Origin of the sequence: Lacticaseibacillus huelsenbergensis (genome assembly GCF_029726355.1) — a bacterium.
In the GTDB taxonomy this organism is placed as follows: domain Bacteria; phylum Bacillota; class Bacilli; order Lactobacillales; family Lactobacillaceae; genus Lacticaseibacillus; species Lacticaseibacillus casei.
This window is the reverse complement of the sequence record NZ_CP120687.1, coordinates 286,384-303,174: the sequence shown is the minus strand read 5'-3', so window position 1 is coordinate 303,174 and position 16,791 is coordinate 286,384. Positions and strand designations below refer to the sequence as shown.

Here is a 16,791-nt window from a genome sequence, read left to right as displayed (position 1 = left end):
GAATGGTTACTTGGTGGACCCAACAAGGATTGGGTTTGCAGTTGGTGGTGGGCGTGGTTGCGTTGGTGATCGTTGCCGGTCTTTTATGGATGTTGCTGTCGTTGGTGTTGTTACCGCTGTTGGCGGTTTTACAGCGCGTTTTGTCATCGGTGGAGAACACAACGTCCATGAGCACTCAGGATTATCTGCTGGGCACGTTGACACTGGCGGTTGCCCCTGATCATACAGGCGAAGTCATGGTGACGGGGGGCGGCCGGGCGCGGCAAACTTACCCGGCTAAATTGTGGTCAGGCACGCATCGTCCACTTGAACAGGGCACCAAAGTCGTGATTATCGAACTCACACAAGGCGTCGCATATGTTGATGCAGTCGCCGCACATAACCAACCCTAAGGAGGGGACGAATGGAAATTTTAGCTGATTATATGCCATGGATCATTGTCATCGTTGTCTTACTGCTACTTTTTATTTTCTTGGCAACGCACCGCAAAACTGCACTACCTAACGAAGTCCTGATCATTTCCGGTGCCTTGATATCCGGTAAGCATAGCTTTCGGGATATTAACGGGAATCGGGTGAAGCTGATCACGAATGGCGGATCATTTATCCTGCCGATTCTGCAGCGCTGGGATGTTTTGAGCCTCAACACGCGTACGATTGAGGTTGCGACCCCGGAAGTCTACACGCAGCAGGGCGTTCCGATTATCGTCAACGGAACGGTTATTTTGAAAATCGGCTCCAGTCAGGAAGAAGTCGCGACCGCTGCCGAACAATTTTTAGGCAAAAATGACGAGCAGATCAATGCCGAAGCGACCGAGATTCTTGAAGGCCATCTGCGGGCTATTTTAGGAACGTTAACGGTTGAGGATACTTACCAAAACCGGGATGCGTTCGCCGAGAAAGTCCAGGACGTGGCGAGTTCCGATTTAGCCAAAATGGGCCTGCAGATTATCTCATTTACGATCAAAGATATTGCCGACAAGAACGGCTATCTTGATTCATTAGGTAAGAAGCAGATTGCCGAGGTCAAAAAAAACGCGGCAGTTGCTGAAGCGGCGGCTAACCGTGACACGCGGATTCAGCAAGCCCAGGCCGATCAGGAAGCCAAACAGCAGGAAATCGAGCGGCAGACGCAGGTGGCGGATGCCGAACGCGAGCAACAAGTCAAAATGGCTGACTTCAAGAAGCAACAGGAAATTGCTCAGGCCCAAGCCGATCAGGCAGCGATTGTTGAGCAGATGAAGGCCAAGCAGGTTCAAAAGGAAAAAGATATTGAACTGGCCCAGAAGAATGCGGAACTGCAGGAACAGGAACTGAATGCCACCGTGCGTAAGCAGGCGGATGCTGACTTGTATAAAGCTCAGCGCGCGGCTGAAGCGCAGAAGGCGACCCAGATTGCTGCAGCCGAAGCGTCAGCTAAGCAAGTCGAATTGGCTGCTGAAGCGAATGCCAATGCTACGAAGGCAATTGGGGAAGCCGAAGCCGGCAAGACCCGGGCAATCGGGTTGGCCCAAGCGGAAGCGATCGCGAAGCAGGCTGAAGCGGCTCGCCAATTGGATGAATCCGGTCGCTTCAAGATGACCATCGAGGCAATGCCGAAGATCATTGAAGCTGCCATGAGTCCATACGCCAACGTTGATTCGATTAAGCTCTATGGCGACGGCGACCTCACCAAGCAAACCAGTGGCAGTTTGGTGAAGGAGCTGGACATGCTTCAGGAAGTAGCAGGCATTGACATTCGCGGGATGTTAAATGGCGCCCTCATGCATCAAGCTGGCAATCAGCCAGTGGTCGATGCCATCAAGGGTCGACACGCAGACACTGCCGAAAAGGCGCCGCAAAAACAGTCGGAAGCACCGCAAAAGCAACCGGCAGCACCAGCAGCACCGGCAACCTCAGCCGCTAAGCCAGCCGCTACCAGTCAATCGGCAGCAAGTGCACCAACAAAAGAGGCAGATAAGCCGTGGAAGAAATAGTGATGCGCCGGTGTCATTAGCGGCTGCGTCACGTAAAAAAGGCTCCCGCTTCTCAGTCATTGAACTGGGAAGCAGGAGCCTTTTTTGATAGATCAGCAAACACCATATACCTCAAGCAATGCCTTCAATATAAGGTGCTGGCCGGTGAAAGTTCTGGTGGATACTGCTGTATATGACGCGGACGGCTTTGTCGTAATCCTTATCATTGACGCCGATCAGTAAGTTGATATCGTCGTTGGTTTGACTGACCAGCTGAACATTTAACAGGTTGTCATCCAAATAAGCGAGCACTTTTCCGGCAATCGCCGGTCGTTTCCGCAGCTGGCGGGAAACCATCGCAATTAAGGCGACATTTTCTGTGACTTCCAGTTTATCTGGTTGACAGGCAGTTTTAATCGCTGCTGTTAACTCACGAACCGAGATTTGGTGGCGGGGTTCCCGAATCAACAAGCTGAAGCTGTCGATACCGGTTGGCAGGTAGTCTACGACCAAGTGATGGGCAGCAATGACGCCCAGTGCGCGTTGAATGACTTCCAAGTGTAAAGCAAGCTGGTATTGACGAATAGTAATGACAAGATAATGTTTTCGCCCAGCAATGCCGGTGATAATGCGCAGCTCATCGCTGGGGTCGTCATCATGAATGATCAACGTTCCTGGATCCTGTGGGGCATTGGTATTGAGAATGCGGGTTGGAATTTTACATTCACGAACCGGCTGGACGGCTTCTTCCTGAAACACGCTAAAGCCCATATAGGTCAATTCGCGCAACTCATCATAGCTCATCACGTCAATACTGTCGGCATCCTTGATAATGCGCGGATCCGCCATTTTAATGCCAGACACATCAGTCCAGTTTTCATATAAATCTGCCTGAGCTAGCCGTGCTAGCCATGCGCCAGAGATATCGGAGCCGCCCCGGGGCATGAGTTGAACATGTCCGGCTTGATTCTGTCCGTAAAACCCGGGGATGACCAAGCCATGATGCTTAGGAAGCTGACGATAAGCCGCCTGAGTTTTGGCTTCGTCAATGGCGCCGCTTTGATCAAAGAAGAATAAGTCGGTGGCATCCACAAAGGTATAACCCAGATACGCCGCCATCAGCCGAGCGGTCAAAAATTCGCCGCGAGATACCAGATAATCGCGCGAGTAACGCGTGGCAAGCCGATGACGGATCGTGTTCATTAATTTAATTAAAGGCACGTGTAACTGTAATGCGTGATTGATGGCTTCCAATCTGGCCTCTACCTGAGCGAACATCTGCGTCACATCGCGGCCGGCTTCCATGCCGTCCGCAATAAGGTAGAGGGTGTCTGTGAGTTTTTGGCTGGCCGGGCCATATTTACCGGCGGCGCTGACGACCACAAGCTGACGCTGGGGATCCTGATCGATAATGGCTTTGACTTTTTGAAATTGATCGGCTGTGGCAACGGAACTGCCGCCAAATTTTGCGACTTTCATCCGATGACCTCCTGATCTAATTGCTGTTTGACATCGCGCGCGACGAGTTCGCTATCGCCAATCGCCGCCATGAATGCATGGGCGTCAATTGCCAAAACACCGCGCATGAGTCGATGCATTTCGCCGACTGGGATTTGCTTAATCAGCAGCCGGTGATCGATCACTTCGGTTTGCTTGTCGTTAAACATGGCAAAGGTCAATGGATCAGCGCGCAACAGATAGTCGGCAACACTGAGGTCAGGATCAAATTGTAAGGTTTGTTTGAAGTCTCGTTTTAGATGGGTGACGTTTTCCAGAATATCAAAAAGATCTTGGACAATGGCGTTGGCCGTCGGATATTTACCTGCGCCCTGGCCATAAAATTGCAAATCGCCAATGGTTTGGCCGTGCAAGCGAATGAGGTTGAAGTTTTCAAAGGTATTCGCAGCCAAAGCGGTGGCTGGATAAAGCCGCGGCTCAACGACCATACTATAATGATCACCGATTCGCTTACTTTTACCGATTAAACGCAGCACTTGATGGTGTTTGGCGAAAAAGTCGATGTCGGCCTTGCTGACGTGACGGATACCAAACTTAGGCACATCACGCGGCGGTACCATGTTGTAAGCTAAAGCTGCAGAAATTTTGAGCTTGTTGACAATATCATCGCCGTCAATGTCGGCACTCGGGTCGGCTTCGGCATAGCCCATATCCTTGGCCGCCAAAAGGACAGGATCGAAATCGAGGTGGGCGCGTTGCATCTGGTCTAAAATGTAATTGCTGGTGCCATTAAAGATCCCTTCGATCGTATCAACCTGATCAATCCGCGCCGCCCGCTCCAAATTACGGATCCAGGGAATCCCACCGCCAGTTGTTGCTTCAAAATAGAAGCGAACATGATGCTGTTCGGCAGTGGCAATAAATTCAGGCAGATAACGGGCAACAACCGCTTTATTGGCCGTCACAACATGCTTGCCATGGCGCAAGGCCCGAAGAATATAATCGTAAGCGGGATGTAGCCCGCCGATTGCCTCAACCACCACATCGATAGAAGGATCCGCAAGAATGGCATCGAAATCAGTTGTCATCTCAGGCATGGTGGCAGGGTGGGTTGGGCGAATGAAAATCGCAGTGACCCGCATTCGGCGATCACCATTCGCAACAATATCGTAAACGCCGCTACCGACAGTACCAAAACCTAAGATGGCAATATTCATATTTCTCAGCTCCTTGTTTATAAAATATAGACACTTGTTTTTCTAATGCGAACAGATTATCATATCCATATCGTAAAAACAAGTCGGATCAGATAGGAGAATCGTTCACATGCGATACACGAGCACACGGGATCAACGAGTAACCAAAACGAGTCAGCAAGCCATTAAGCGAGGTATTTCCGAAGAAGGCGGTTTATTCGTTTTGCCGCATTTAACGGATTATCGGATTGCGCTTCAGGATTTACTGGGAGCAGATTATGAAACGATCGCTCAGCATGTTCTCATGACCCTGTTGCCTGATTTTAACACTGCTTCACTGAAAAAAGCGATCCATTTAGCATATCGGCAAAATTTTTCCGACAAACGCATCACACCGATTCGAAAAGTCGGCGATTTCCACGTGCTTGAATTGTTTCACGGACCGACCAGTGCGTTCAAAGACGTGGGACTGCAATTATTGCCCCAGTTGATGCGGTTGGCCCTTGATCCGGAAGATCGCATTATGATTCTGGCGGCAACCAGTGGGGACACCGGCACCGCAGCCTTGCAAGGGTTCAAAAATGTGCCGCAAACGGGCATTACGGTTTTTTATCCCGATCATGGGGTTAGCCCGATTCAGGAACGGCAGATGCTGACAACGACAGGCGCCAATACGCGGGTGTTCCCGATTGCCGGTAACTTTGACCAGGCGCAGAGTGCTGTCAAGGCGTTGTTTACCGATACGGGTTTTGCTGCGCGGTTGCAGGCTGAGCAGGTTACGTTGTCGGCAGCCAATTCCATTAATATTGGTCGGTTGATCCCGCAAGTGGTTTATTATTTTGCCGCTTATCTGCAACTGGTTAACAGCCATGCAATCCAGTTAGGGGAACCGGTTAATTTCACAGTGCCGACCGGAAACTTTGGCGATGTGCTGGCTGGTTTTTATGCCAAGGCACTGGGCTTGCCGATTCATAAACTGATCGCTGCGGCCAATGCCAATCGCGAGATCGCAGACTTCCTGGATACCGGCATCTATGATCGTAACCGGCCGTTTTTAAAAACCGTTGCTCCAAGTATGGATATTCAGATTTCAAGTAATCTGGAACGCCTGCTGTATTATAAGAGCGGCGAAGATAGTGCCTATGTGGCCATGCTGATGAAAGATTTGGCAAAAACGGGACGCTATCAAGTCCGTTCTGATGTACTGGCGACGATTCAAGCCGATTTTGCCGGTGGCTTTGCGACTGACGAACAGGTAGCAGGAGCGATTGCCAAAGTCTGGCAGCAAGATGGTTACCTGATGGATCCGCATACAGCGGTCGGTTATAGTGTCATGCAACAGTATCGTGCCACGGGAGATGCCACGCCGAATGTCTTGTTGGCAACGGCGAGTCCCTATAAGTTTCCGCGCGCGGTGGCTAAGGCACTTGACTTGCCGGTGTCAGGCGACGATTTTTCGTTGATGGCACAATTGCAACAGCTGAGTGGCGTTGCGATTCCGGCAAATCTGGCCCGTCTGGCAGCGATGACACCGCAACCGAAACACGTGGTTGCACCAGCAGCAATGGGTGCCGCCATTCTCGATGCGGCAAAGGAGGTTTTTGACGATGATTCGCGTGTCCGTTCCGGCAACAACCGCTAATTTAGGCGTTGGTTACGATGTGTTGGGGATGGCCCTTGATCTCAAAGCTCGGTTTACTTTTGAACCGAGCACCCAAAAGCTTGAGATCATCGGTGATGAGCCCGCTTTCGCTACCCCGGAAAATTTAATTTATCGCGCCTTTGTCACGTTTGCGGATGCCATTCATCAACCGGTTCCCAATTTACGCATCACCGTTGATTCGGATGTTCCTAGTGCGCGGGGATTAGGCAGTTCGGCAACGTGTGTGGTCGGCGGTCTTGCTGCGGCGAATGCCTGGTTTCACGCCGGCTGGGATCAGGCCGCACTTTTGAAGTTGGCGACTCAGTTGGAAGGGCACCCGGATAATGCGGCGCCGGCCATTTATGGACAGGTTTGTGCGACTATTTTGGTAGGTGACGAGCCGATTGTCCGACAGTATCCCGTCAGTCAGCAGCTGCACTTTGTTGTGTTGATTCCGCCATACGCGGTTAGCACTGAAGAAGCTCGCAATATTTTGCCGGCAACCATGAGTTATGCGGATGCGACTTATCAAATGGGCCGCTGCGTTTTGATGACCCGCGTATTGGCGGACGGTGATTTATCGCTGTTACGCCTGGTGGCTCAGGATCGAATGCACGAGCCGTATCGCGCCACGCTGATTCCAGATTATCAGGCAGCGCGCCAAGAGACGGCCGCACACGACGGGGTCTTATTGATTTCCGGTTCGGGATCGACCATGCTGGCCATTGTTGGCGATGCTGCCGGAGCCGAACAACTGCAAAAGGCAGCCGCGCAACGGTGGCCGGAATGGCAAGTTAGAATCGTGACGCCGAGTGAACAAGGCGTACAGGTGGTAAAAACGGGGGAACTTTCAAAAAAGGCCGAGCATTGAAGCTTGGCTTTTTTACGCGCCATGATTGTTTTTTCTACGCCAAATGTGGTTATATGGCGAGAAAGATCGTTAGAGGGCAGGCAACAAGATATCATCGTCTCGTTTGACGGCTATTTTTGGTAATATAAAGGCAGACAACTGTCATGATCAAGACCAGAAAGGACGGAACGGATGGAGCGGATTAAGTCTAACGAGCGGGTACTGATCAACATCGGCCAGCACTGGTATTACACGACCGCGAGTCGCCTGTCGCAGGTTATTCATGACACGATTAAAGCGGCGTTGGGGCCTGATCAGCATGAATTGTTATTCGTCTATTCGTTTACCACCAACAGCCGGTACAGCCTGATTACTGATGGCAAACGGCTTTGGCACTTGAGAATTAGCGATCATCGCCAAGCCGGTTACCAAGGTTTCAACTTTGATCTGCGAAATACTGCTAACTTCGGCGAACTCCGTGAAATGATTCGGAGCTGTCTAGCCAGCCCCAACAATACGCTGCGAGTGGGTGGCCTTGCTTACATGCTTTTGCTTGTCAAGCATGCCGAGGTGATGGAAGACGTGCAGCACAACGTTCAAATAGCGGTTGGTGATCAAGTCATCAGTTTGTCTCTAAAGCGTCTGTCTATGCTGCTGGACCAGCTAAAACAACTGAAATTGATCACGGCGGAAGAAACGGGGGCCACCGCTGTCACTGCGCTAGGCGAGGGTGTGATAAAACGCCTGACGACGCCAGAAACTTTACAATTGTGGCACGGCGATGGGTCGCTTGACTTTTCAATTCGAACTATCCTGGAAGTGTTTGCAACCGGTTTGCCAAAAGAAGAAAAGCTCAATATGATCAGTCCTTATAACACAGCGGTTGCGGTGGGTCTAAAAGGCAAACCGCACCGTTTTAGTATTCCTGGGCGGCTTAGAGGTGAATTGAAAGTCGGGCAAATCATCGCGGTAAGGGCCTCGTATCGGCAGCGCGCGCTTGCCTGTATCACGGAATTAACAACTGTCCCGAAGGAAGAACAATTAGCCGTTCACATGGGGTGGGTCAGTAAGCATCCACCCACGGAAGAAGAGATTGCTGCGTATCTGGCTGAGAAGGCGAGCCAAGCAGAGATCTCCGATTAAAGGAGTACAGCCATGAAACAAGAGCCTATCAAATCATCGGTTCTAGTCTATCCAACCATTTTCACCGAATTTAATGATGAAGACGGCCATTACTTTACAGTCACCAGTCCAAATATTAAAGGAATGGTGACTGAAGGAACAACGCGTGAAGAAGCGGCCATAGAGGCTGTGGATGCCATCGCAACCATGCTGGATGGTGAACCTTATCCACCAGTTCAAGATCCGTCGAATTGGTCGTTGGCAGCTAATCAGAGCATTGTGTACATCACGGTCGATATGGCGCAGCTGAAATAGTTTTGAACCACACTACCAGTATCTTCATGAATGCATATTGCCAGTATGGTATAATTCGAGAGCGACGAGCGAAAAGTTGAACCGCTTCAACCATCGCTTCGGAAATGTCATATGCAGCCGGCAACAACAACGTCACTGATCGCCGCTGCATTTTCAATGAAAATTTCAAGGCGCAGGCGTAACGAGCCTGAACCTATCGAACGAGGAGATTATCATCCAGATGAAAGATGCACCCAGTTTTACCCCCATTCTGCTTGGCAGTGATATGAACGTGTACGGGATGGCGCGTTCGTTCCACGAGATGATCGGCGGTGCGATTGATGTTTATGCACGTGAACAGCTTGCGCCGACGCGTTTTTCGCGTATCGTGAATGTCCATCTGATTAAGCAGTTTGATTCCGACCCCACGTTCATCGAAAAAATGCGTGAAATCGCGCACCTGCATGCGGCTTCGGCAGGTCGACTACTCTTAATTGCGTGCGGCGATACATATGCGCAACTGGTATCCAAACATAAAGACGAATTGAGTCAGTGGTTCATCTGCCCTTATGTTGACTATGATTTGCTGAAGCGCCTGAATAGCAAGGAAAGCTTCTATCAGGTTTGCGAGGAATATCATCTGCCATATCCGGCGACCAAAATTGTCACCAAGTCGATGTACGAAAGCAACGCCACCATCACCGCACCGTTTGAATTTCCGGTGGCGCTTAAACCGACTGATTCGGTGGAGTGGTTGAACATCCATTTTGAAGGACGTAAGAAGGCGTTCACGATCCACTCACAGGTTGAGCTGACCAACACGATTGCCAAAATTTATGACAATGGCTACACGTCGGATCTGATCTTGCAGGATTTTGTTCCCGGCGATGATAGCAACATGCGCACCATGAACTGTTACGTGGATCAATATCATCACGTTAAAATGATGTGTTTGGGCCACCCGCTGCTGGAAGATCCGACGCCGGCTTCAATCGGTAATTATGTCGCCATTATGCCGGCATTTGATCAGAAGCTATACGATCAGATCAAGGATTTTCTGGAAGCCATCAAGTTTACGGGTTTTGCCAACTTTGATATGAAATATGATCACCGCGACAACACCTTTAAGTTGTTTGAAATCAACATCCGCCAGGGACGCAGCAGTTTCTTTGTCACGTTAAATGGCTACAATCTTGCCAGCTGGCCGGTTCGTGATTATATCGTCGGCGATCTCAAGGATGCTCCAACAGTTTTCGGTAATGCTGACCGCAGCAAATACAAGCTATGGCTGGGCGTGCCGGAGCGGGTTTTCAAGCAATATTCTGCCGATAATGAGGCCAAGCGGGAAGCATTGCAGCTTATCAAAGAAAAGCGTTACGGGACGACGGTCTTTTACAAGCCGGATATGACCTTCAAGCGTTGGATATTGCTTAAGTACATGTTTCACAATTATGTCGGCCGGTTTAAGCAGTATTTTTCGGAAAACAAAGGTAATGTGTGATAGAATAGTTTTGTTAGGGATACCTAAACTTGCAAGGGGGCATTTCTGTTGGTTACTGAAAATGATTTAACGATTGAATCCGTGCATTATAATCGACTGCTGTTGGCGGTCGATGATGATGACGACGACTCCTCGCGCAAGGCATTGAACTACGCCTGCACGGTCGCCAAGATTTACGATATTCCGCTGGGGATTGTTTCGGTTCTGGAAACCGGCGATTTGAATATTTTCCAGTCATTGACACCTGACGATGTTGATGCAGCACGGGAAAAGATGGCCAAAAACCTGAATACTTATGTTGAAAAGGCCCGCGACTTCGGCGTTCAAAAAGCGCAGCCAATTGTGGCAGAAGGTCGTCCGGCTGCTGCTATCCTTGATGAAGTGATTCCTGCTTTCAAGCCGGACCTGGTTATTATGGGTTCGCACGTGCGCCGTGGTCGGTTACGTCTCGGACACGTGGCAAGTGAAGTGGCACGTGATGCGTCGGTATCTGTCATTATCGTTCGCTAATATTGTAAAAGCATCACAACAAGCAGCCGTCGCGACTCCAAAAAAGAGTTCGGGGCTGCTTTTTGAGCGCAGACTGGCGACGGATAGCAAGCAAACAGTCCAGCGTACGCTCGACGCAATTGCTGGAAGACCACCCCTTAACTAACAGAAACGAGGCATCCCATGCATTATCAAAACGTCAGCGTCGGCAAACTTATTCGCCGGGTTAGCCGTTTCACGGTCGAAATTGAATTAGAGGGCGTGACGACGCCAGTTCACATGAACAATACCGGCCGCAATAAGGAAATTCTGATTCCCGGTTCGCTTGCCAGTGTTCGCCATGTGGCCAATCCTAACCGCAAAACGCACTACGATCTTTTAGCCGTGCAGCGGCAAAATCGCTGGATCAATATTGACAGTCTGGCACCGAACCATGTGGCCAAGGAATGCTTGGAAACAGGAACCTTGATACTGCCGGGGTTGACGTTGCCGTATACGGTTCATCCGGAGACGACTTGGCGGGATTCCCGACTGGATTTTGCCGGCACAGCTGCAGATGGGCAGCCATGGTTTGTCGAAACCAAAGGCGTGACGTTAGCGAATGGCTCGTTAGCCGCATTTCCCGATGCCCCGACGACTCGCGCATTGAAGCATGTCCATACCTTGATGATGGCGCAGGCAGAAGGCTACCAGGCGTTTTTGGTGTTCATCGTACAGTTGCCAGATATTCAGGAGATGACCATTTATCGGGATCGTTTTCCCGAGCTGGTCACCGCGATCACCAACGCTAAGCAAGCCGGCGTTCGGGTGTTGGCATATGATACGGTAACCGGTCCCGATGCCATTACGTTAGGACACAAAATTGCCTTTGATGAACAGCTTCCGTTTACAGAAATCGACTTGGCGAGTTTGTGAAAAATGAAAACTCGTTCATAAAAATTTCATTTTGACTTGACAATTTTATTTAGGCATTGCTACCGGGTCATTAATCGTCCCTAGCCCTCAATCCTATGCAGATGAGGGCTTTTTTGATGGCGGAAAAATCGTGGACTCGAAGACACTGAGTTCTTGGCGAAAAATGAAAATGAGATTCCGTGATTTGAATCACACACAAATGATCTTTACAATGGTTAGCATTGTTTCAATTCGATGACAACTGTTTCTTAAATAAGACGCCAAGTAACACAAGGCATAGCAAATAGCTTTAAGCAAACAGTACTGGGTACACGCTTGTCAAAAAGCGGTGACCCCGAGAGGAGAAGTGAACGGATGCAACACAAAATTGAAAGTGATGCAGAAACCAAAATCGAAGTCCGCGGGTTGACCAAGATTTTTGGTAAACGAATTAACCGCGCTAAGGAAATGCTGAAAAATGGCAAAACCAAGCCGGAAATTTTAAAAGCAACCGGCGCAACGGTCGGCGTTGATCGGGCGGACTTTTCGATTAAAACCGGCGAAATCTTCGTGATTATGGGACTTTCCGGATCCGGGAAATCAACGACTTTGCGGATGTTGAATCGGTTAATTGAACCGACTGCCGGTCAGGTGCTGATTGACGGTGACGATATTGCCAAAATGGACAAACAAGGTATTCGCGAGATTCGGCGTAAGAAACTCAGCATGGTGTTCCAAGGGTTTGCACTCTTGCCGAATCGAACCGTGTTGCAAAATGCCGCCTTTGGTTTGGAAATTCAAGGTATGGATAAAGATGAACGCGAAACCAAAGCCAATAAAGCCCTCGACTTGGTTGGCCTAAACGGTTTTGCCGATCAATATCCGGACCAACTATCTGGCGGGATGCAGCAACGGGTTGGTTTGGCGCGTGCCTTGGCCAGTGATGCCGAGATCTTGCTGATGGACGAAGCCTTTTCCGCGCTTGATCCGTTGAATCGGCGGGATATGCAAGATGAACTGCTGGATTTGCAGGAAGACATGCATAAGACGATTGTGTTTATTTCGCACGACCTGAACGAGGCGTTGCGGATTGGCGATCACATTATGATCATGAAGGACGGCGAAATCGTCCAGATCGGTACCCCTGAAGAAATCCTGAGTCAGCCAGCTGACGATTACGTTGAGAAATTTATCGAAGGCGTGGACCGCAGTCAGGTTTACACGGCGGCTAATGTCATGATTCGGGCCAATACGGTCAACATTGACAAGGATGGTCCGCGGTTGGCGGCACGGCGCATGCGGGATAACGAGATTTCCAGTTTGTGTGTGGTGAATACCCAACGGAAACTGGTCGGGATTCTGGATGCGGATGATGTACGAGCGGCGATTGATGCCGGCAAGAAGGATCTGAAGGATATCGTTAAAACCGATGTGCCGACAACCAAAATGGATACGCCACTGGCCGATCTGCTTGACGCGGTTTCCACGACTTCGGTTCCGTATGCCGTTATCGACGATCGTGACAGGTTACGCGGCATCATCATTCGCGGTGCCGTGTTAGGGGCACTGGCAGGACAGGAGGTCAATGTCAATGTTTAATCTTTTCATGAATATTCCGACTTTACCGTTGGCCCACTGGATCGATTCGTTCGTGGCCTGGTTAACCCAGTTTTCCGGGTTCTTCGGGGTGCTGACGAACTTCATCGGCAGCATTGTGAACGCTTTTCAGGCGGTGTTTGATTTGATTCCGATTTGGCTGTTCATCGTGCTGATTATGGCGTTGACATGGTATTTGAAACGGGATCAGAAGTATCGGAGTCTGTTGATTTTTGAACTGCTGGGCTTACTGCTGATCTGGAATCTCGGTTTCTGGCGCGACATGACCCAAACGCTCACCCTTGTGTTAACAGCCAGTCTGTTAGCCATTGTGATCGGTATTCCCCTCGGTATCTGGGCCGCGGAAAGCAAAACGGTGTCTGCCATCGTGAAACCGCTGATGGACTTCATGCAGACCATGCCAGCCTTTGTTTATTTGATTCCGGCGGTTGCGTTCTTTGGCATCGGGATGGTGCCCGGAGTGGTTGCCTCGGTGATTTTTGCCATGCCGCCAACCGTTCGGATGACCCAGCTTGGCATTGATCAGGTACCGGCCGATCTGAACGAAGCAGCCGTTGCGTTTGGCGCAACTAGTTGGCAGCAGCTCATCAAGGTGCAGCTGCCGTTTGCCCGCGGGACGATTATGGCCGGCATCAACCAAAGCATGATGCTGGCGCTGTCGATGGTCGTCATTGCGTCCATGATCGGGGCGATGGGCCTGGGAACCAAAGTCTATTTTGCCGTTGGACGTAATGATGCTGGCGGTGGCTTTGTCGCCGGCCTTGCGATTGTCATTTTGGCGATCATTTTGGACCGGATCACCCAAAGCCTCAATCGCACGCGCTAGGAGGTGGTCGTTTGCGTTTTTATAAAAAGATCATCGCAACCTTGGCGATGATGGCAAGTGTTTTGCTGCTGGCGGCTTGCAGCAGCACCCAGCCTAAGTACGATGCCAACAAGCCATTAGGGCCGCAGATCAACTATACGATTACGGGGATTGATGCCGGTGCCGGGATTATGACCAGCACGGATAAGGCGCTGAAAGCATACGGCCTGGCAGATAAAAATTGGCAGCTGCAGCCGAGTTCAACCGCAGCCATGACCAGTACGTTGAAAAAGGCGATTGCCGACAAACGGCCGATTGTGGTCACCGGCTGGACGCCGCACTGGATGTTCACGAAGTTTCCGTTGAAGTTTCTGAAGGATCCTAAAAATGTTTATGGTAAAACCGAGCAGATCCATACGATTGTGCGTAAAGGACTCAAGCAGGATGACCCGCAAGCCTATCAGGTATTGGATCAATTCCACTGGACGCCAAAAGAAATTTCCAGCGTGATGCTCGCCGTCAACAATGGTCAGGATCCGGCTGATGCTGCCAAAGACTTCGTCAAGAAGCATCCCAAGCAGGTTGCTGAATGGACAAAAGGTGCGAGTCATGTCAACGGACATCCTAAGTTGACGTTAACGTACATTGCCTGGGATTCGGAAATTGCCTCCACCAATGTCGTGGCAACGGTCTTGCGCCAAGTTGGCTATAAGGTCACGATTAGGGCGATGGAGCCGCAGCCAGTCTGGGCATCGGTGGCCACCAAGGCCGCAGACGCACAGGTTTCCGCGTGGTTGCCGAACACGGCGGCCAAGTTATACGCCGATTACAAGAACCAAGTCGTTGATCTTGGCGTCAACATGGACGGTGCCCGCGTTGGGTTGGCTGTGCCGAGGTATATGAAGAACATTAACAGTATTGAAGATTTGAAGAAATAGAAGATCGTTAACGCCAAGGGAGTCGCTCGCAAGATTGCGGATGACCTCCTTGTTTTTTTGTTGGGCGGGTTAATGAGCAGATGGCTTGCCTTCTAGGCTTTTAATGACTACGATAACCGCGAAGAAGTATCTAATGTTATGAAAAGTTAACTCATTCGTAACAGTTTTTCTTGAAGTGTTCACCATAACGCGTTCATCGGCGCAGTTTCATATACGCACCGGTTCACGCTCACTTAAATGAGGAGGGTTTCTGATGGCTGAGACGATAAAAGCCGGAATTGCTGCATTGCGGACTTTGGAAAGTTGGGGCGTGACCCATCTATACGGCATTCCCGGCGGTACGTTTAATAACATGATGTATGCGCTGGACGAAGAGCAGGCGCGGATCAAATATATTCATGTCCGGCATGAAGAGGTCGGGGCACTGGCAGCCGTTGCCGATGGTAAGCTCACCGGTCATATTGGCGTGGCATTTGGATCAGCTGGCCCCGGAGCGACGCACCTTTTCCAAGGAATCTATGATGCCAAAATGGATAAAGTGCCAACGCTATTCTTGGTGGGGCAGGTCGAACAACGGTTTATGAATGCCGATTTCTTCCAGGAATTGGACGAAGATCCGATGTTTCAAGACGGCGCTGTTTATGCTCGCACCGTGACTACCGCGCGCAGTCTACCCCACGTGATCGATGAGGCCATTCGCCGCGCTTATGCCGGTCGTGGTGCTGCCGTGGTGATCATCCCCAACGACTTGCCAGCAGAATCAATCCCGGCTGACGGGTATTATAGCGCCGCTGAAACGCATGCAACGCCGGTTTTGGCGGCCGGCAGTGATGAGCAGGTTGATGCAGCTTTGCGGCTAATCGGTGCGGTTTCCCGGCCCGTGTTGTATGTCGGCCAAGGAGTTCGCGGTGCGGCCGATACCGTCATGACGCTAGCCAAAAAGTTACAGATGCCAGTCATTACCACCGCACTCGGTAAACCGATCATTCCGTATGAGTTTGAAGCGTTGCTGGGATCGGCTGCTCGGGTTGCGTCGAAGCCGGCTAATGAAGCGTTACGAGTTGCGGACCTCATCATGTTCGTCGGCTCCAACTATCCATTTTCCGAAGTGATGTTCTCGCCTAAAGCAAAGTTCATTCAGATTGAAGCGGATCCAAAAACGCTTGGCAAGCGTCATCACACCGATGTGGCCATTTTGGCAGATGCACCGGCAACGCTGGAGAAAATGATTGCCCGCAGCGATGATGCCCCAAGCAGCGGCTGGTATCAGGCGAACGTCGACAACGTGAAAAACTGGCATCAATACAACGATGACATGATGCAGCGGACCACTGGTGACATGCGGTTTGAACCAGTCTTCGGTCAAATTAACCGGTTAGCGACGGATGATGCGATTTTTGCCATTGATGTCGGCGATGTAACGCAGAATGCCGTGCGGCTGCTGAAAGTCACGGGCCGTCAAGCTTGGACTACCAGTGGTTTGTTTGCCACCATGGGCGCTGGCTTGCCAGCAGCTTTGGCGGGACAGTTGAGTTTCCCTAAGCGGCAGGTATTCAATTTGACTGGCGACGGCGCGGCAGCAATGGTCATGCAGGATCTCGATACCGAAGTGCGGTACCATTTGCCGATTATTAATGTGGTGTTCTCCAATAATGCTTTAGGTTATATCGAAGACGAGCAGGAAGATGACGGTCATGAGTGGTTCGGTATTGACATGCCGCCGATTGATTTTGCGACGGTCGCTAAAGGCATGGGGATGACGGGCATCACGGTGACGCAGGTATCGGAACTTGCTGACGCGTTTGATGAAGCCGAGGCTAATCGCATTGCCGGCAAACCGACGCTGATTGATGCCAAAATTACCAATGAACGGCCAATTCCGGTTGAGCACCTGCAACTGGATCCTGACCGCTTCGATGCCGCGACCATTGCAGCGTTCAAGAAGCGTTACTATGCGGATAAGTTGGTGCCGTTCAGTGAGTTCCTGCAGGCGCATCACGTTCCGGTTGAATAATTGTGTGTGAGTAGGGA

Annotated in this window: 15 protein-coding genes; 13 read left to right on the top strand and 2 right to left on the bottom strand. The window is 50.6% G+C overall.

Features of this window, described 5'->3' with window-relative positions:
• Positions 1-2 precede the first annotated feature (2 nt).
• Complete coding sequence (locus tag LHUE1_RS01345) at positions 3-392, top strand: hypothetical protein (protein ID WP_049169150.1); 390 nt, start codon at positions 3-5, stop codon at positions 390-392.
• Between the two features lie 11 nt (positions 393-403).
• Positions 404-1,975: a flotillin family protein gene (locus LHUE1_RS01340; protein WP_277848171.1), complete on the top strand. Its 1,572-nt coding sequence runs from the start codon at positions 404-406 to the stop codon at positions 1,973-1,975.
• Between the two features lie 111 nt (positions 1,976-2,086).
• On the opposite strand, the gene LHUE1_RS01335 is transcribed toward LHUE1_RS01340, so the two are convergent.
• Complete coding sequence (locus LHUE1_RS01335; protein ID WP_049169149.1) at positions 2,087-3,433, bottom strand: aspartate kinase; 1,347 nt, start codon at positions 3,431-3,433, stop codon at positions 2,087-2,089.
• Entirely contained in the window at positions 3,430-4,629 is a 1,200-nt protein-coding gene (locus tag LHUE1_RS01330) for a homoserine dehydrogenase (protein ID WP_049169148.1), read from the bottom strand. Before LHUE1_RS01330 ends, LHUE1_RS01335 begins: the two co-directional genes overlap by 4 nt.
• A 109-nt stretch (positions 4,630-4,738) precedes the next feature.
• Between LHUE1_RS01330 and thrC the strand changes: the two genes are divergently transcribed.
• The 11 genes from thrC (at position 4,739) to spxB (ending at position 16,774) form a co-directional block, all read left to right on the top strand.
• The gene (gene thrC / locus LHUE1_RS01325; RefSeq protein WP_049169147.1) at positions 4,739-6,250 is read left to right on the top strand and encodes a threonine synthase; all 1,512 of its coding nucleotides are present in this window, start codon (positions 4,739-4,741) and stop codon (positions 6,248-6,250) included.
• On the top strand, positions 6,216-7,121 hold the full coding sequence (gene thrB, locus LHUE1_RS01320; protein ID WP_049169146.1) for a homoserine kinase: 906 nt from the start codon (positions 6,216-6,218) through the stop codon (positions 7,119-7,121). The genes thrC and thrB overlap by 35 nt, the downstream gene beginning before the upstream one ends.
• Before the next feature lie 171 nt (positions 7,122-7,292).
• Positions 7,293-8,243, top strand: coding sequence for a hypothetical protein (locus tag LHUE1_RS01315; RefSeq protein ID WP_049169145.1), 951 nt, complete (start codon positions 7,293-7,295; stop codon positions 8,241-8,243).
• A gap of 12 nt (positions 8,244-8,255) precedes the next feature.
• A complete protein-coding gene (locus tag LHUE1_RS01310; RefSeq protein WP_047106475.1) occupies positions 8,256-8,537 on the top strand; it encodes a type II toxin-antitoxin system HicB family antitoxin in 282 nt (93 codons plus the stop codon).
• 220 nt (positions 8,538-8,757) lie between these two features.
• A complete protein-coding gene (locus LHUE1_RS01305) occupies positions 8,758-10,017 on the top strand; it encodes a carboxylate--amine ligase (protein WP_047106406.1) in 1,260 nt (419 codons plus the stop codon).
• Between the two features lie 48 nt (positions 10,018-10,065).
• The gene (locus LHUE1_RS01300; protein WP_010491798.1) at positions 10,066-10,527 is read left to right on the top strand and encodes a universal stress protein; all 462 of its coding nucleotides are present in this window, start codon (positions 10,066-10,068) and stop codon (positions 10,525-10,527) included.
• Positions 10,528-10,689: 162 nt separating this feature from the next.
• Positions 10,690-11,421, top strand: a complete 732-nt coding sequence (gene sfsA, locus LHUE1_RS01295; protein ID WP_049169144.1) for a DNA/RNA nuclease SfsA — start codon at positions 10,690-10,692, stop codon at positions 11,419-11,421.
• A 354-nt stretch (positions 11,422-11,775) separates the two neighbouring features.
• Positions 11,776-12,999 (top strand): quaternary amine ABC transporter ATP-binding protein, encoded by a 1,224-nt coding sequence (locus LHUE1_RS01290; RefSeq protein WP_277848170.1) that lies wholly within the window; start codon positions 11,776-11,778, stop codon positions 12,997-12,999.
• The gene (locus tag LHUE1_RS01285) at positions 12,992-13,843 is read left to right on the top strand and encodes an ABC transporter permease (RefSeq protein WP_010491791.1); all 852 of its coding nucleotides are present in this window, start codon (positions 12,992-12,994) and stop codon (positions 13,841-13,843) included. The genes LHUE1_RS01290 and LHUE1_RS01285 overlap by 8 nt, the downstream gene beginning before the upstream one ends.
• 11 nt (positions 13,844-13,854) lie before the next feature.
• Complete coding sequence (locus tag LHUE1_RS01280; protein WP_080978084.1) at positions 13,855-14,760, top strand: glycine betaine ABC transporter substrate-binding protein; 906 nt, start codon at positions 13,855-13,857, stop codon at positions 14,758-14,760.
• Positions 14,761-15,013: 253 nt separating this feature from the next.
• Positions 15,014-16,774: a pyruvate oxidase gene (gene spxB, locus LHUE1_RS01275; RefSeq protein WP_049169142.1), complete on the top strand. Its 1,761-nt coding sequence runs from the start codon at positions 15,014-15,016 to the stop codon at positions 16,772-16,774.
• Positions 16,775-16,791: the final 17 nt, after the last annotated feature.

Excerpts from the sequence above, each read along its gene's own strand:
- LHUE1_RS01345 (WP_049169150.1), top strand. The coding sequence starts at position 3 with ATGGTTACTTGGTGGACCCAACAAGGATTGGGTTTGCAGTTGGTGGTG.
- thrC (WP_049169147.1), top strand. The coding sequence starts at position 4,739 with ATGCGATACACGAGCACACGGGATCAACGAGTAACCAAAACGAGTCAG.
- LHUE1_RS01285 (WP_010491791.1), top strand. The coding sequence starts at position 12,992 with ATGTTTAATCTTTTCATGAATATTCCGACTTTACCGTTGGCCCACTGG.
- LHUE1_RS01310 (WP_047106475.1), top strand. The coding sequence starts at position 8,256 with ATGAAACAAGAGCCTATCAAATCATCGGTTCTAGTCTATCCAACCATT.
- LHUE1_RS01340 (WP_277848171.1), top strand. The coding sequence starts at position 404 with ATGGAAATTTTAGCTGATTATATGCCATGGATCATTGTCATCGTTGTC.
- LHUE1_RS01330 (WP_049169148.1), bottom strand. The coding sequence starts at position 4,629 with ATGAATATTGCCATCTTAGGTTTTGGTACTGTCGGTAGCGGCGTTTAC.
- sfsA (WP_049169144.1), top strand. The coding sequence starts at position 10,690 with ATGCATTATCAAAACGTCAGCGTCGGCAAACTTATTCGCCGGGTTAGC.
- LHUE1_RS01290 (WP_277848170.1), top strand. The coding sequence starts at position 11,776 with ATGCAACACAAAATTGAAAGTGATGCAGAAACCAAAATCGAAGTCCGC.
- LHUE1_RS01305 (WP_047106406.1), top strand. The coding sequence starts at position 8,758 with ATGAAAGATGCACCCAGTTTTACCCCCATTCTGCTTGGCAGTGATATG.
- spxB (WP_049169142.1), top strand. The coding sequence starts at position 15,014 with ATGGCTGAGACGATAAAAGCCGGAATTGCTGCATTGCGGACTTTGGAA.
- LHUE1_RS01315 (WP_049169145.1), top strand. The coding sequence starts at position 7,293 with ATGGAGCGGATTAAGTCTAACGAGCGGGTACTGATCAACATCGGCCAG.
- LHUE1_RS01335 (WP_049169149.1), bottom strand. The coding sequence starts at position 3,433 with ATGAAAGTCGCAAAATTTGGCGGCAGTTCCGTTGCCACAGCCGATCAA.
- thrB (WP_049169146.1), top strand. The coding sequence starts at position 6,216 with ATGATTCGCGTGTCCGTTCCGGCAACAACCGCTAATTTAGGCGTTGGT.